At 65.3% G+C, this 13,901-nt stretch carries 15 protein-coding genes, 1 tRNA gene and 1 other RNA gene; 6 read left to right on the forward strand and 11 right to left on the reverse strand.

The features are described from left to right. Positions 1 to 34 precede the first annotated feature (34 nt). From ACO06X_RS14840 to ACO06X_RS14850, 3 genes are all read left to right on the forward strand, one after another. A tRNA-Leu gene (locus ACO06X_RS14840) sits at positions 35 to 119 on the forward strand. Between the two features lie 112 nt (positions 120 to 231). Then, complete coding sequence (gene tig / locus ACO06X_RS14845; RefSeq protein ID WP_421839921.1) at positions 232 to 1,803, forward strand: trigger factor; 1,572 nt, start codon at positions 232 to 234, stop codon at positions 1,801 to 1,803. Between the two features lie 213 nt (positions 1,804 to 2,016). Beyond that, positions 2,017 to 2,748: a hypothetical protein gene (locus tag ACO06X_RS14850; protein WP_421837003.1), complete on the forward strand. Its 732-nt coding sequence runs from the start codon at positions 2,017 to 2,019 to the stop codon at positions 2,746 to 2,748. Positions 2,749 to 2,841: 93 nt separating this feature from the next. Here the strand turns inward: ACO06X_RS14850 and ACO06X_RS14855 are convergent, their stop codons facing one another. Next, complete coding sequence (locus tag ACO06X_RS14855; RefSeq protein WP_421837004.1) at positions 2,842 to 4,338, reverse strand: amidase; 1,497 nt, start codon at positions 4,336 to 4,338, stop codon at positions 2,842 to 2,844. Positions 4,339 to 4,532: 194 nt separating this feature from the next. On the opposite strand from ACO06X_RS14855, the gene ACO06X_RS14860 reads away from it, so the two are divergent. Beyond that, positions 4,533 to 5,243, forward strand: a complete 711-nt coding sequence (locus tag ACO06X_RS14860) for an ATP-dependent Clp protease proteolytic subunit (RefSeq protein WP_421837005.1) — start codon at positions 4,533 to 4,535, stop codon at positions 5,241 to 5,243. 147 nt (positions 5,244 to 5,390) lie between these two features. Next, a complete protein-coding gene (gene clpX / locus ACO06X_RS14865) occupies positions 5,391 to 6,647 on the forward strand; it encodes an ATP-dependent Clp protease ATP-binding subunit ClpX (RefSeq protein WP_298164710.1) in 1,257 nt (418 codons plus the stop codon). A gap of 70 nt (positions 6,648 to 6,717) precedes the next feature. Here clpX and ACO06X_RS14870 read toward each other — a convergent pair whose 3' ends face one another. The 10 genes from ACO06X_RS14870 to ACO06X_RS14915 form a co-directional block, all read right to left on the reverse strand. Beyond that, positions 6,718 to 7,608: a hypothetical protein gene (locus ACO06X_RS14870; protein ID WP_421837006.1), complete on the reverse strand. Its 891-nt coding sequence runs from the start codon at positions 7,606 to 7,608 to the stop codon at positions 6,718 to 6,720. A 139-nt stretch (positions 7,609 to 7,747) separates the two neighbouring features. Next, entirely contained in the window at positions 7,748 to 8,452 is a 705-nt protein-coding gene (locus ACO06X_RS14875) for a superoxide dismutase (protein WP_421837007.1), read from the reverse strand. Positions 8,453 to 8,583: 131 nt separating this feature from the next. Continuing rightward, the gene (locus ACO06X_RS14880) at positions 8,584 to 8,763 is read right to left on the reverse strand and encodes a hypothetical protein (RefSeq protein WP_421837008.1); all 180 of its coding nucleotides are present in this window, start codon (positions 8,761 to 8,763) and stop codon (positions 8,584 to 8,586) included. A 95-nt stretch (positions 8,764 to 8,858) separates the two neighbouring features. Next, positions 8,859 to 9,845, reverse strand: coding sequence for a cation diffusion facilitator family transporter (locus tag ACO06X_RS14885; RefSeq protein ID WP_421837009.1), 987 nt, complete (start codon positions 9,843 to 9,845; stop codon positions 8,859 to 8,861). A gap of 70 nt (positions 9,846 to 9,915) precedes the next feature. Then, an RNA gene (gene rnpB, locus ACO06X_RS14890) (RNase P RNA component class A) lies at positions 9,916 to 10,343 on the reverse strand. A 7-nt stretch (positions 10,344 to 10,350) separates the two neighbouring features. Next, a complete protein-coding gene (locus ACO06X_RS14895) occupies positions 10,351 to 11,055 on the reverse strand; it encodes an N-acetylmuramoyl-L-alanine amidase (protein ID WP_421837010.1) in 705 nt (234 codons plus the stop codon). 21 nt (positions 11,056 to 11,076) lie between these two features. After that, positions 11,077 to 11,733 (reverse strand): histidine phosphotransferase family protein, encoded by a 657-nt coding sequence (locus ACO06X_RS14900; protein ID WP_421837011.1) that lies wholly within the window; start codon positions 11,731 to 11,733, stop codon positions 11,077 to 11,079. Positions 11,734 to 11,876: 143 nt separating this feature from the next. Next, positions 11,877 to 12,305: a Mov34/MPN/PAD-1 family protein gene (locus ACO06X_RS14905; protein WP_421837012.1), complete on the reverse strand. Its 429-nt coding sequence runs from the start codon at positions 12,303 to 12,305 to the stop codon at positions 11,877 to 11,879. Next, the gene (locus ACO06X_RS14910; protein WP_421837013.1) at positions 12,295 to 12,597 is read right to left on the reverse strand and encodes a type II toxin-antitoxin system RelE/ParE family toxin; all 303 of its coding nucleotides are present in this window, start codon (positions 12,595 to 12,597) and stop codon (positions 12,295 to 12,297) included. Before ACO06X_RS14910 ends, ACO06X_RS14905 begins: the two co-directional genes overlap by 11 nt. A 1-nt stretch (position 12,598) precedes the next feature. After that, positions 12,599 to 12,835, reverse strand: a complete 237-nt coding sequence (locus ACO06X_RS14915) for a type II toxin-antitoxin system ParD family antitoxin (protein WP_421837014.1) — start codon at positions 12,833 to 12,835, stop codon at positions 12,599 to 12,601. A gap of 96 nt (positions 12,836 to 12,931) precedes the next feature. On the opposite strand from ACO06X_RS14915, the gene ACO06X_RS14920 reads away from it, so the two are divergent. Further along, complete coding sequence (locus ACO06X_RS14920) at positions 12,932 to 13,885, forward strand: RluA family pseudouridine synthase (RefSeq protein WP_421837015.1); 954 nt, start codon at positions 12,932 to 12,934, stop codon at positions 13,883 to 13,885. The last annotated feature ends 16 nt before the right edge of the window (positions 13,886 to 13,901 follow it).

Here is a 13,901-nt window from a genome sequence, read left to right on the forward strand (position 1 = left end):
CTGCGATAGGGGCGGCGCTCGCATTTCGCCGGACGCGGGCGTGGCGGAACTGGTAGACGCGCTGGATTTAGGTTCCAGTATCGCAAGATGTGGGGGTTCGAGTCCCTTCGCCCGCACCAGACCCGCCCGGCCCGACCGGGAGCTTGGCCGTACCATTCCCATGGTGCGGCCAGAATTGTTGATGAAGCCCGCATGGGCACCACGACGTCGTACGAGAAAGTTGGATCACAGATGCAGATCGTCGAAACCAGCAACGAGGGCCTCAAGCGCGCCTATGCCCTGACCATCGCCGCGAATGATATCGCCGCGCTTGTAGAGGGTGAGGTCAAGAAGATCACGCCGCAGGTCCGCATGCCCGGCTTCCGCCCCGGCAAGGTGCCCGCCAATCTCGTGCGCAAGATGCATGGGCCCGCGCTGCACCAGCAGGCGCTGGAAACCTCGATCCGCGAGGCGATGGACAAGCTCGTCGCCGAAAAGGGCCTGCGCCCCGCGACCCAGCCCGATGTCTCGCTGGCCGAGGGCTATGAGGAAGGCAAGGACGCCGAGCTCACCGTTGCGCTTGAAGTGCTGCCCGAGATCACCGCGCCCGCCATCGACGGCATCAAGCTGGAACGCCTGATCGTCGAAGTGAGCGATGCCGAAGTGGATGAGGCCGTTGGCCGCATCGCGCAGGGGCAGAAGCGCTACGACGACGCGCCCGAGGGCACCGTGGCCGCCGATGGCGATCAGCTGATCATCGACTTTGCAGGGTCGGTCGATGGCGTTGCCTTCGATGGCGGCACTGCCACCGATCAGCCGCTCGAGCTTGGCTCGGGCCGCTTCATCCCCGGCTTTGAAGAGCAGTTGGTCGGCGTGAAGGCGGGCGATGAGCGCACCATCACGGTAACTTTCCCGGCTGATTATCCGGCCGAAAACCTTGCCGGCAAGGACGCCCAGTTCGCGTGCACCGTGAAGGCGGTCAAGCAGGCCGCTGAATTCACCGCGGACGACGATTTCGCCAAGTCGCTCGGCCTCGAGAGCATCGAGCAGCTGCGCGGCCTGATCAAGGGCCAGATCGAGCAGGAAAACGGCGGCCTCACGCGCACCGCGATGAAGCGCTCGCTGCTCGATCAGCTCGCCGCCGGCCACGATTTCGCGGTTCCGCCCTCGATGGTGGAAGCCGAGTTCGCGCAGATCTGGCAGCAGCTGACCACCGAAGCGGCCAAGGAAGAAGATCCCGCCGCCGCACTGGCCGAGATCGAAGGCGAGAAGGACGATTACCGCAAGATCGCCGAGCGCCGCGTGCGTCTGGGCCTGCTGCTTTCGGAGATCGGCCAGGCCAACGGCGTGCAGGTCAATGCGAACGAAATGGAAATGCTGATGCGCCAGGCCGCGCAGCAGTACCGCGAGCAGGACCGCCAGCGCTTCATCGACTACATCCGTTCGGATGCGCTCGCCGCTGCCCAGCTGCGCGCGCCGCTCTATGAGGACAAGGTTGTCGACTTCCTGTTCGACAAGGCCGAAGTCACCGAGCGCAGCGTGAGCCGCGAGGAACTGCAGGCGGTGATCGAAGCCGACGAGACCGGCAAGCCTGCCGAAGTAAAGCCTGCCAAGGCAGCACCGAAGAAGGCCGCCAAGAAGGCGAAGGAAGAGGCTCCCGCCGAGGAAGCGGCTCCGGCCGAAGCCGAAGCCAAGCCCGCCAAGAAGGCTCCGGCGAAGAAGAAGGTGGCTGAGGAAGCCCCGGTTGCCGAAGCCGCCCCGGCCGAGGAAGCGCCTGCTCCGAAGAAGAAGGCCGCGCCCAAGAAGAAGGCCGCCGACGCCTGATTTTCGCCGCAAGGCATTGAAATAGCTAAAGGGGCGCTCCGGCAACGGGGCGCCCCTTCTGGTATGCGCAAAGCATCCGTATTCGCGCGGATTGACCATGCGAATCAACAAATGAGAGATTCGGGCAGGCTCGGTTCCTGGGAGGGACACCCGATGCATACCGTTCGAAATCGCTTAGCTTTGCGGCCTCCGGTGGCTGTGCCCCCTGCGGCCTTGTCAAAAGTACCCAGCCCTGCCGCCAAGCGGCACGATACGGCTTATATCGGGCGCGGCTCGATGGCTGTGCCGCTAGTCATTCAGGATGAAAGCGGCCTGATCGAGGAGCGTCCGCAGAAACGGCGCAATGCCAAGGGCAAGAAAGCGCGCAAGGCCGCCGCGCGGCTCGCTTCGGCCCGGGAAGCACAATCGCTGGTGGAACCCGCACGGGGCGACGTCGCCGTCCAGACGCGGCGTGCCAAGCGGCCCGCGCAAAAGGGCAAGGCGCGCCCGAAGCCTCCCGAGGCTGCCCGCCCTGAGCAGCTTCCCGCCATCCCCGCCGCGAATGCGGTGCGAGGGACCTACAGTCCGTCGGTCAAGCTGCTCGCCGTACCGGCACCAACCCTGCCTGTTCGGCCTGAGCCGCAAGGCGAGGGACTTGCAGAGCCCATCGAAGCCGAGGTCGCGCCGGAGCCAGAAACGGCCCCGGCGCTGGCCGAAATGCCGCTGCCGCGCGCACGGGCGCTGGTTCCGGCGCGGCGGCAGGGCTTGATCGACGTGATCGCCTTCCTGCTGCGCGACTCGGGGCGGCGGTTGGCGCGCTGGTCGGCGCGCCGCCACGAGACCCGCGCCGAACAAGCCGCGCTGCGCCGGGCCGAAGCGCAGCAGATCAATCTGCAGCGCGAACTGGAGGCGCTCGACGCGCTGCGATGGAGCAACGCCCAGGGTCCCCGACCCCGCTCACCCTGAGCTTGTCGAAGGGGGCTGGCGCAGCCGCGGCGCAGAATGCTTCGACACGCTCAGCATGAGGGGGTTGGAGTAGGAACGGGAATCAGGAGCGCTTTATTCCCCCCAGCGCTTCAGCGAGGGCTTGGGCACCGGAACCGTCCGCGCGCGTTCATAGGCCGCGCCAGCTTCGAGCACGCGCTTGTCGTCCCATTTGGCGCCCATGAACGAGAGGCCCATCGGCAACCCCTCGACCGCGCCCATCGGCACGGTGAGGTGCGGATAACCGGCAATCGCGGCGAGGCTGCCCATGCCGACGTCGATGGAGTGGTCGCCCGTCACCAGATCGATCGCCCAGGCCGGCGGCGCGGTGGGGGCGATGAGGAACGACACGGCGTTATCCGCCAGCAGCTTGTCGATGCCCTCCACTCCGGCAAGGCGCAAGGAGTTCTCCCGCGCCTTCCTGTAGACGGCCGTGTCGGTCATCGCCTCGGCTTCTTCGAACTCGTTCTGGCCGAACCACTTCAGTTCTTCGGGGTGCGCCTTGTTGAAGGCGATGGCGTCCGCCAGCGTGCGCGCGGGCGGCGTATCCTTGAACGAGGAGGCGGGGACCGACTGGAGATAGGCGGCAAGATCGGTGCGCAGCTCGTAGAGCAGCACGGTGTATTCATCGCGGCCCATCTCTTCAGGCGGGGTGTAGTCGATATCGACCAGCGTGGCGCCTGCGGCCTTGAGATCGGCAAGCGCCTTGTCGAACAGGGCGATCACCTTGGGGTTGTTCCCCACGGCCCGCCGCAGCACGCCGAGCCGCACGCCCTTGAGGCTGGCGGCGGAGAGACCGGCGGAAAAATCGGTCTTGTGCGCGTCCGCTTCGGCGGTCGCGGGATCGGCAGGGTCGCTGCCGACCATCGCGGTGAGCATCAGCGCGGCATCGCGCACGCTCGTCGTCATCGGGCCGACGGTATCCTGGCTGTGGCTGATCGGCACGACATGGGTGCGGCTGATCATGCCGACGGTGGGCTTGAAGCCGACGATACCGTTGAGCGAGGCGGGGCAGGTGATGGAGCCATCGGTTTCGCTGCCGATCGCGGCCCACGCCATGCCGGCGGCAATCGCCGCACCGCTGCCCGAGGAGGAGCCGCAGGGCGAACGGTCCAGCGCATGGGGATTGCGCGTCTGCCCGCCGACCGCGCTCCACCCGCTGGAGGACTGGCCCGAGCGCATGTTGGCCCATTCGGAGAGGTTGGTCTTGCCGAGCACGACGACGCCTGCCGCACGCAACCCGATCATGAAGGGAGCATCGCGATCGGCGCGGTTGTCCTTGAGCAGCAGGCTGCCCGCCGTGGTCGGCATGGGATCGGCGGTCTCGACGTTGTCCTTCACGAGGATGACCTTGCCAGCGAGCGGCCCGGTCAGCGCCTTGGCGGCCGTTTCGGCCTTGGCAGCATCGGGATTGAGCGCGATCACGGCGTTGATCTTAGGCCCCGCCTTGTCGAGCGCCTTGATGCGCGCGAGATAGGTGGCGACGCTTTCCTGCGCGTGGGAAGTGCTGCCGGCGAGCGCTGTCGCGGCAAGCAGAACGGCGGAAACGGATTTGGCGGAACGGCGGAACATGGATCACCCCCTGATGAATTTGTCAGGAAGCTGCGGCCAAGCTTGGCGCCGCGCAAGCGCATCGATGGGCAAACAAGGCGGATTTCGCCGATATTGCACCACTTTTCATGGCTGACAGTGCGGATGCGCGGTTAACGCCCTTGAACATCCTGTCGTGGCACGCGACATAGGCCCTGCACATCCAAGAGGACACTATGCTCGATCTTTATGGCGGCCACGGCGCATCGGCTTACGGAAACCAGGGTAAATACAGCCACGACCCCATCACCGGGGCGCTGGTTCCGGTTGTGGTCGAGCAGACCAGCCGGGGTGAACGCAGCTTCGACATCTTCTCGCGCCTGCTGCGCGAACGCATCGTGTTCGTGACGGGCGAGATCGAGGACAACATGGCTTCGCTGATCGTGGCGCAGCTGCTGTTCCTCGAATCCGAGAACCCGTCGAAGGACATCGCCATGTACATCAACTCGCCCGGCGGCGTGGTGACGGCGGGTCTCGCGATCTACGATACCATGCAGTACATCCGCCCGCGCGTTTCGACCGTGTGCATCGGACAGGCTGCCTCGATGGGCAGCTTCCTGCTCGCTGCGGGTGAGCCGGGCATGCGCATCGCGCTCCCCAATGCGCGGATCATGGTCCATCAGCCTTCGGGCGGCGCGCGCGGCATGGCCTCCGACATCGAGATCCAGGCGCGCGAGATTCTGCGCATGCGTGCGCGGATGAACGACCTCTACGTCAAGTTCACCGGCCGCACGCTCGCAGAAATCGAGAAGGCGATGGACCGTGACACGTTCCTCGAAGCCGACGAAGCGCTGAAGTTCGGAATCGTCGACAAGGTGTACGAATCGCGTCCAGAAGGTGACCAGATGGGCGGCGAAGAAGGTTCAGGCGGCGCGCCCTCGGCATGATTTCGGCCTGATCCCAGCATTTTGCCCTAAAATGGCAGGGTGCTGGATCAGGATTTGTTCGCTATTTTCGTGTCCGGTTGATTAATGCCCTCCGGGTAGTAGGATAACCGGGCCCGCCCCTCGTGGAGGGGCGTCTGGGATGTAAGAATGACCAAGCTTTCCGGATCGGATACCAAGAGCACGCTGTACTGCAGTTTCTGCGGCAAGTCGCAGCACGAAGTGCGCAAGCTCATCGCCGGCCCCACCGTGTTCATCTGCGATGAATGCGTGGAGCTGTGCAATGACATCATCCGCGAGGAGACCAAGGCTGGTCTCGCCGGAAAGAAGGATGGCGGCGTACCGACCCCGCGCGATATCTTCGTGACACTGAACGACTATGTGATCGGTCAGGACCGCGCGAAGCGCGTGCTCTCGGTCGCGGTGCACAACCACTACAAGCGCCTCAAGCACAGCGGCAAGGGCGGCGATGTCGAGCTGTCGAAGTCGAACATCCTGCTCGTCGGGCCGACCGGCTCGGGCAAGACGCTGCTGGCGCAGACGCTGGCCAAGACCTTCGACGTGCCCTTCACGATGGCCGATGCGACGACGCTGACCGAAGCCGGCTACGTGGGCGAGGATGTCGAGAACATCATCCTCAAACTGCTGCAGGCGAGCGACTACAATGTCGAAAAGGCGCAGCACGGCATCGTCTACATCGACGAGATCGACAAGATCAGCCGCAAGGCCGAGAACCCCTCGATCACGCGCGACGTTTCGGGCGAAGGCGTGCAGCAGGCGCTGCTCAAGCTGATGGAAGGCACCACGGCTTCGGTGCCGCCGCAGGGCGGGCGCAAGCATCCGCAGCAGGAATTCCTGCAGGTGGACACGACCAACATCCTGTTCATCTGCGGCGGTGCGTTTGCCGGCCTCGAGAAGATCATCTCCGACCGCCTGCAGAAGCGCTCGATCGGCTTCGGCGCGCATGTAGCGGATCCGGACAAGCGCAAGGTGGGCGAACTGCTCCAGAAGGCGGAGCCTGAAGACCTCCTCAAGTTCGGCCTGATCCCCGAATTCGTCGGTCGTCTGCCGGTGATTGCCACGCTGAATGACCTCGATATCGAGGCGCTGGTCAAGATCCTGCGCGAGCCCAAGAACGCGCTGATCAAGCAGTACCAGAAGCTGTTCGACCTCGAAGACGTGCAGTTGACCTTCACCGACGACGCGCTCGAAGCGATTGCCAAGCGCGCCATCGAACGCAAGACCGGCGCGCGCGGCCTGCGCTCGATCGTTGAAGGGCTGCTGCTCGATACGATGTTTGATCTGCCGACGCTGGAAGGCGTGACCGAAGTGGTGGTCGACAAGGATGTCGTCGATGGCCGCAAGGAGCCAGTCCAGGTGCTCAAGGGCAAGGAAGAAGCGGCCTGAGCAAGGCACCGCTTCAGCACTGAAACAAAGCGGGCCCGGAAGCGCACTTCCGGGCCCGTTTCCTTGGGGTTTACCCCACTTTGCGACTGACCTTGACCGCTAGCCCGCAGTGATCCGTCACGGTCACCGCGCCGGAGGACTGGGAAAGATAGACCGGTCCGGCCTCCAGATTGATCGTCGTGGTGTTGTAGACCGCGACATCGAACATCTTCGAGCCCGCGCTGTTGGTTCCCCCCTGCTTGACGTTCCAGTTATCAAAAGGGGAGACCACGGTGCTGGTGTGCGCGTTGGCAAAGCCCTGGGGCAGGGCATTCTGGGTGAAATTGCTGGAACTCTGGTTGGTATCGCCGATCACCAGATCAATCGGGCCGCTTCCGATCGTAACGAGGTGGTTGTTGAGCTGGGCGTAGAAGTCCCGCACTTTCGCCGCGTTGGTTGCGATGGCGTTCGGCACATGGACGAACAGCACGGAAAGGCCGTTGATTGAGTAGATCACGAAGCCCAGCCCCTCGGCCAGCAACTTGATTTGCCCCGCGACGCCAGCCTGAGCGAATGCTGTGAAGCACTGGCATGCCTTGGCATTGCCGGTGACATTCGCGAGCAGACCCGAACTCTGGCGGAGGCCTGCGAAGTCGGCATTGCTAACATCGAGTTCGCCGCACACGAGCAGGTCCGGCATCGTGCCGATGGCGCGGAAGATGTTCTGATAGATCAGTGCGATCTGAGTGCCGAAAGCGACCTGGGTCGGTGCGCCGGCCTGCGCCTGGATCGGGCGCAGATGCGCCGGGCCCTCAACGGGCAGGGTGAACTCGCTATCCAGTGAAGGCAGGACGAGCGCTTGATGCCCGGCGCCGGCCACACGCCGCGCCGCAGCGCGGGTCAACGGCTGCTGCCACATCGAGGCGAGGCCGTGTGTCGTGCTCGAATTGGCGTTGAACGACTGGTAGGCGATTACCGGCATGTCCGCTCCCATAGAGACCACGAGTTACAGCTGCAGATTACCCTGTCGAGGTGCCGAGACAAGCTTGCGCAAGTCGGCCCGGTATGCACCGGGCTTCGCTGCCCAAACTGCGCCGCACCATTCTCGTGCAGCACGCCTGTCACCCGGCCAATTTGGCAAACCGTGCGTCTGCCGCGCCCCATGTCGCGGCGGCCATGAAAGCGTCGACATAGGCAGCGGCCTTCGCGCCGTAGTCCATGGCATAGGCGTGTTCGTACATGTCCATGGCAAGGATCGGGGTGCCGCCGGCGAGGGTCTGGGTGTGGTCGTTCGCCCACTGGTTGGTGAGGCGGCCATCGTGCGGGGACCATTGCAGCAGGACCCAGCCCGAGCCGCCGCCGAGCGCCTTGCCCATCGCGGAGAATTCCGCGGCCCAGCGGCTGAAGCTGCCGAAATCGCGCTCGATTGCCGCGCCGAGCTTGGCCCCCGGCTTGCCGCCGCTTCCCAGGCACGAGAAATAGACTTCGTGGAGGATCATCGAGTTCCATGCGAGGAGTTCCTCGCGCTTCAACCCGTTGAGCATGAAGCCGGGGGCGGTTGCCATGTCGAGCTTGGCCAGTTCGCCCTTGATCGCGCCGATGCGCTTCACCGCGCCGACGTAGTTGTTGTCGTGGTGGCTGGTGAGGAGTTTGGCGGAAAGGCCGGTGATCGTCGCCGGATCGAACGGCAGCGGCGCCGGGGCAGGCGCAAAGACCGGGCCCGAGGGAGCGGGAGGCGCGGCGGCGGTCTGTGCGGCGGCGGGGATGGCTCCGGCTGCGGCAGCGGTCATGGCAGCGGTAAGGGCGGTGCGGCGATCGATCTGCATGGGATGCGACTCCTTGAACTGACTTCGGCCATTGTGGTCAGGAAACGCGCGCTGTCCATCTGCCAGGAAGTCAGGCCGCAAAAAGGGCGGCGGCCGTGTTCAGCCGCCGCCCTTTTTGTGAGTCCCTGCGATCAGTTGGGCAGCGAGCCAGCGTCGGTCAGCACGATCTTGCCGCTGGCCACCGTGTAGCCTGCGGCAGGAGCGGTGCCGGAGACGATAATCGCGGCGAGGCCGGATGCCAGGGCAGTGGCGGCAATAGCGGCGGCGGCGGCCATCGAAATGCTGGCAATCTTCAATTCCGTACGAAGCATTTCGATTCCCCTCAGGAGCGCTCTTGGCAGCGCTATAGGGGTCATCGATGGTCGCGCGCAGGCACCCCTAAGGGCCAAATGGCTGGTGCGTCCGGTTAGCGTCCGTTTCCGCAGCCATGGTGGGCAAGTTCGGCAAGATCGGTGGTCTCGATCTGCACCGTGGCGTGGCAGATCGCGAAGCGCTGGGCGAGCGTTTGGGATAGGTCGCCCAGGAAGGCATCCCCGGGGTGGCCGCCGGGCATCACGAGATGCGCGGTCATCGCGGTTTCGGTGGTGCTCATCGGCCAGATGTGGAGATCGTGGACCGCACTGACGCCCGGCATAGCGGCAAGGTGGTGTTCGACGGCGTGCCCATCGACGGAGGCCGGAACGCCATGGAGGCCCATCTTGAGCGAATCCTTGGCAAGGCCCCAGGTGCCCCACGCGATCACGCCGATGATCGCCAGGCTGGTGACGGGATCGATCCACCACGCGCCGGTGAGCGCGATCAGCGCGCCAGCCACGACCACGCCGGCGGAAACCGCTGCGTCAGCCGCCATGTGGAGATAGGCACCGCGGATGTTGATGTCGTGCTCGCGCCCGCGCAGGAAGAGCAGCGCGGTGAGCGTGTTGATCGCGATGCCGATCCCCGCGACGACCATGACCGGGCCGGCTGCGACGGGTTCCGGCGCGATCAGGCGGTGGATCGTCTCGACGAGGATCGCGCCGAGCGCCAGCATCAGCAGCGCGGCGTTGAACAGGGCAGCGAGGATCGAGCTCGACTTGTAGCCATACGTGAAGCGCGACGAAGGCGGGCGCGCGGCGAGCACGCTGGCGGCCCAGGCGACGGCAAGGCTCAACACATCCGAGAGGTTGTGCCCCGCATCGGCGACGAGCGCCATCGAGCCTGCGGCAATACCGTAGCCCGCCTCGATCAGGACGAACCCGCTGTTGAGCACGATACCGATGGCAAAGGCGCGGCCAAAGCTGGCGGGGGCGTGGCTGTGTCCGTGGCCATGCGAGTGCGCATGGCTGTGCCCGTGACCATGCGTGCTCGCATGGCTATGATCGTGACCATGGTGGTGGTGGTGCGCGCCGGACATGCGCCGCTTCCTAGCGCCTTCATGACGGGGAGGAAAACGCTTTGATTGCAGTACCTGAACTGGGGCCCGAATTGCCAGGGGGCCTGTAAGCCGGGTTCTGTGGCGCGGACGGTATCCCACTTGTGGACCGTATCCGCGTCGGCAGCCATTCCTCTAGGCGGCCCGTTGCCGGGCGCGCTCAAGCGACCAACCCGGACTGCTGGCCCGAAACAGGCCTGCTCCGTAAAGGAGCGCGCAGTCCCTATTCGGTCTTGCTCCAGGTGGGGTTTGCCTTGCCGCTTCTGTTACCAGTCGCGCGGTGCGCTCTTACCGCACCCTTTCACCCTTGCTGCCCCCCATGTCTTTCAACACGCTGGGTTAGCGGTCTGCTCTCTGTGGCACTTTCCCTGAAGTTTCCCTCGGCGGGCGTTACCCGCCACCCTTGTTTCGTGGAGCCCGGACTTTCCTCGGCGCCTTGCCCATGAATGAGCAAAACGACGCGGCTGCCCGGCCCCCTGGCGAGGGGTCACCTAGCACGCCCGGTGTCGCGTTCCAACAAAAGCTCGAACAGCAGTGCGCCGATCTGTCCGTCGATTTCGCCATCGATGCGCGCGGGGCGCCAGCGGCGCTGGAAGGCGCGGACGGCGGCTTCGGGATCGGTGATGTCATACCCGAAACGCTCTAGCGCGAGGTAGAAGGCGCTTGGGTTGTCGTAGATCAGGCGCATGGTGAGCTGCGGCTTGGGCAGCGTGATGCGGTACCGCGCGAGGAGGTCCCAGGGGAACAGTTCGCCCGGATCCTGCTTGCGCGCGGGAGCCACGTCCGAATGGCCGACGACATTGGCGCGGGGAATATCGTGGCGCTTCACGATATCGGCGAGCAGCGGGATCAGCGCTTCCATCTGCGCTTCGGGGAACGGGCGGTAGCCGAATTCGTGGCCGGGATTGACGAGCTCGATCCCGATGCTGGCCGAGTTCACGTCGGTTTCGCCGCGCCAGTAGGACCGGCCCGCATGCCAGGCGCGCTTGGCTTCATCGACGAGGCGGATGACGGTGCCATCTTCGTCGATCATGTAGTGCGCCGAAACTTCGGCCGCCGGATCGCACAGCCTTTCGAGCGCTTCGGCGGCGGTGCGCATGCCGGTGTAGTGCAGGACCACCATGGAGACGCGCGATTTGCGCTCGTTCCAGTTGGGCGAGGGAACCTCGCGGTGGACCAGCCAGCGGTTCATGGCAGATCAGGCCCCGACACTTCAGGCAGACACGGGCAGCATGGCCCCCATGACGAGAGCCTCGGGCGTGGCGTGATACTGGATCGTGCCGCCGATGCCATCGACCAGCTGGCGCAGCATGGCGGCGGGCGCGGTGCGGCTGGAGAGTTCCTCGCCTGGGAGCGCGCCTTCGAGCGCGAGGCCGATGTTGCGATCGAACACGACGCGGGCACCGGTCGCGCGGATCACGATCTCGCTGCAGGGCTTTGCGCCATCCGTTCTGAGTTCGGCCGCGATATCGAGCGTGCCGCCGCGCACCAGCGCCTCGATTCCGATGAGCGCGAGGTTGAGCAGCGTCTTGACCGCCGGCTTGGGCAGGCTGTCTCCGGCCAGCGCCCAGTTGGCCTGGATGCGCCCGTTGTTGCCGACCAGCGCATCGATCAGCGCGCGCGGCTCGGCAAGCGGGACCATCTCGCCGAAGCCGCCAGCGGCGCCGAAGGCGAGGCGGAAGAAGCGCAGCTTGTCGGCGGAAATGCGTGCGCTCTGCTCAAGCAGTTCGAAGCATTTCTGGCGCATCTCGGGGTCCTTCTCCTCGGCGAGGAGTTCAAGACCATTGGTGAGCGCGCCGACGGGGGAGAGCATGTCGTGGCACAGGCGCGAGCAGAGCAGGCTGGCGAGATCGAGCGAATCGGGGTTCATGTTCAGAATTCGGGCCTTTTCGCTGAATAAGTTGACACAGTTGACACAGTCCTGAGGGAAACTTGCGCTGGCCGGGATGGGGCCCCGCCGCAGCGGTCGCGAAGCACACAAGGAAGGGTCGGGCGTGACGTCACCAACCTGCCTTAACTCTCCTTGATCGCGTAGGAAAGCGCTTCGAACCCGGATGGCGCATCGCGCCACAAACTGACCGCGCCGGCAGCGGCGATGGCCCAGATCCGGCCATCGCCCGAGGCACTGGCGGCATCGGTGGCGGAAGGGCGGGCAAGCCCGTTCGGGTGCGAGTGGAAATAGCCGACGAGCTCAGGTCCTCCAGCGCGCGCCGCCTTGTGCGCGGCGATAAGCGCGGCGGGATCGATCTCGAAATGGCGGGCGGGTTCGGGATGGACGTTGGCGGCGGCTTGCGCGGTTTCGATGTGATTTCCGAAGCCGAGGAGGAGGCCGCAGGCTTCGCGCGGTGCGGCCTGTGCGGCGGCGGCGAGGATGGCGGCGTGGGCTTGTGGGGTGAGGGTCAAGTACATGGCGGTACCATCGGCGTGCGGATCATGCGCCATCGGCGGCCTGCAGCCAATCCTCGCGGCCATGCCGCAGGCGCAGGATGAGCACCGCATCATCCTCGGCGATTTCGTAGATGATCAGATGGGACTGGTAGCGATGCACCCGGACCGGCGGTGCAATTTCATCGCGCAGCCGGGCCGCGAGCGGATAGTCCGCCAGAAATGCAAAGGCCGCACCAAGACCATCGTGATAGCGATCTGCTTGCGCCGCGCCAAACAAGGCCAGTCCCTCCAGATAAATCTGGACGAGATCATCTGCGGCGGCCCGAGACAGCCGGAATCCGGCCACCCTAGAGTTCAGTGCCGGCGACGCGCAGGGCCCTGGCGCGAATGTCTGCCATGGTTTCGTTGCTGGTGCCGCTTGCCCGCGCTTCATCGACGTGCTGCTGCATCTCGGCGATCCGATCCGATCGCTCCTGCTCGCGCCGGATCAGATCGCGGATATAGTCGCTGACATTGCTGTACCGCCCCGAACCGGCTTTCGCTTCGACCCATTGCTTCATGGGATCGGGCAGGGAAATGTTCATGGTCGCCATGCCAGCAGTTTGCCGTTTTTTGGCAAGGTTTGTCAAGACTGCCCCACCCTTGCCGCCCCGCCAAGCCGTTCCCATATCCAACCGACCATGGGGGCATGCGAGACCATCATCGAGGGGATCATCCCGACCGGCGGGCTGCGGCTCGACCGGGCGCTTGCCGATGTCTCCGGCCTCTCGCGCGAGCGGATCAAGGCGCTGCTCGATGATGGGCGCGTGGCGCTCGCCGGAAAGCCGGCGGGGCAAGCTTCGCTCAAGCCGGCGCAAGGCACGCCCTTCACCATCCGCGTGCCGGAGGCCGTACCGGCAGAAGCGGCGGCGCAGGATATTCCGCTCAGCGTGGTCCATGAGGACGCGCATCTCATCGTGATCGACAAGCCCGCGGGGCTGGTGGTGCATCCGGCGGCGGGGAACCTCGACGGGACGCTGGTCAACGCGCTGCTGCACCATTGCCGGGGCCAGCTTTCGGGCATCGGCGGGGTGGCGCGGCCGGGGATCGTACACCGGATCGACAAGGATACCTCGGGGTTGCTGGTTGTCGCCAAGACCGATGCGGCGCATGAAGGGTTGGCGCGGCAGTTTGCCGACCATTCGATCCACCGCGTCTACCAGGCCGTGACGACAGGCGTGCCCGTGCCTGCGGAGGGCACGGTGCGCGGCGCGATCGGGCGCAGCGAGCGCGATCGCAAGAAGATGGCGCTGGTCGCTGACGGGCGCGGCAAGCATGCCGTCACGCATTACCGCACGATCGAGCTTCTGCAGGGCGCCGCGCTGATCGAGTGCCGGCTCGAGACCGGGCGAACCCACCAGGTGCGCGTTCACCTTGCATCAATCGGTCATGCGCTAGTGGGCGATCCAGTCTATGGACGCACGTCATCCCAGCATCGGCCCCTGCTTGCCCGGCTCGGCTTCGGCCGTCAGGCGCTCCACGCGGCCGAACTTGGCTTCATCCATCCGGCGAGCGGCGAGTCGGTGCGCTTTGCCAGCCCGACGCCCGTCGATCTCAGGACGCTCATTATCGAGCTGGGAGGTCATGATGGCTGACGGCAGCCTATGGATC

The sequence above is a fragment of the Novosphingobium sp. genome (genome assembly GCF_965229225.1).
Taxonomy (GTDB): domain Bacteria; phylum Pseudomonadota; class Alphaproteobacteria; order Sphingomonadales; family Sphingomonadaceae; genus Novosphingobium.

Bases quoted from the DNA above. Each gene is read 5' to 3' on its own strand.
- tig (WP_421839921.1), top strand. From the start codon at position 232: ATGCAGATCGTCGAAACCAGCAACGAGGGCCTCAAGCGCGCCTATGCC.
- ACO06X_RS14855 (WP_421837004.1), bottom strand. From the start codon at position 4,338: ATGTTCCGCCGTTCCGCCAAATCCGTTTCCGCCGTTCTGCTTGCCGCG.
- ACO06X_RS14860 (WP_421837005.1), top strand. From the start codon at position 4,533: ATGCTCGATCTTTATGGCGGCCACGGCGCATCGGCTTACGGAAACCAG.
- clpX (WP_298164710.1), top strand. From the start codon at position 5,391: ATGACCAAGCTTTCCGGATCGGATACCAAGAGCACGCTGTACTGCAGT.
- ACO06X_RS14870 (WP_421837006.1), bottom strand. From the start codon at position 7,608: ATGCCGGTAATCGCCTACCAGTCGTTCAACGCCAATTCGAGCACGACA.
- ACO06X_RS14875 (WP_421837007.1), bottom strand. From the start codon at position 8,452: ATGCAGATCGATCGCCGCACCGCCCTTACCGCTGCCATGACCGCTGCC.
- ACO06X_RS14880 (WP_421837008.1), bottom strand. From the start codon at position 8,763: ATGCTTCGTACGGAATTGAAGATTGCCAGCATTTCGATGGCCGCCGCC.
- ACO06X_RS14885 (WP_421837009.1), bottom strand. From the start codon at position 9,845: ATGTCCGGCGCGCACCACCACCACCATGGTCACGATCATAGCCATGCG.
- ACO06X_RS14895 (WP_421837010.1), bottom strand. From the start codon at position 11,055: ATGAACCGCTGGCTGGTCCACCGCGAGGTTCCCTCGCCCAACTGGAAC.
- ACO06X_RS14900 (WP_421837011.1), bottom strand. From the start codon at position 11,733: ATGAACCCCGATTCGCTCGATCTCGCCAGCCTGCTCTGCTCGCGCCTG.
- ACO06X_RS14905 (WP_421837012.1), bottom strand. From the start codon at position 12,305: ATGGCGCATGATCCGCACGCCGATGGTACCGCCATGTACTTGACCCTC.
- ACO06X_RS14915 (WP_421837014.1), bottom strand. From the start codon at position 12,835: ATGAACATTTCCCTGCCCGATCCCATGAAGCAATGGGTCGAAGCGAAA.
- ACO06X_RS14920 (WP_421837015.1), top strand. From the start codon at position 12,932: ATGGGGGCATGCGAGACCATCATCGAGGGGATCATCCCGACCGGCGGG.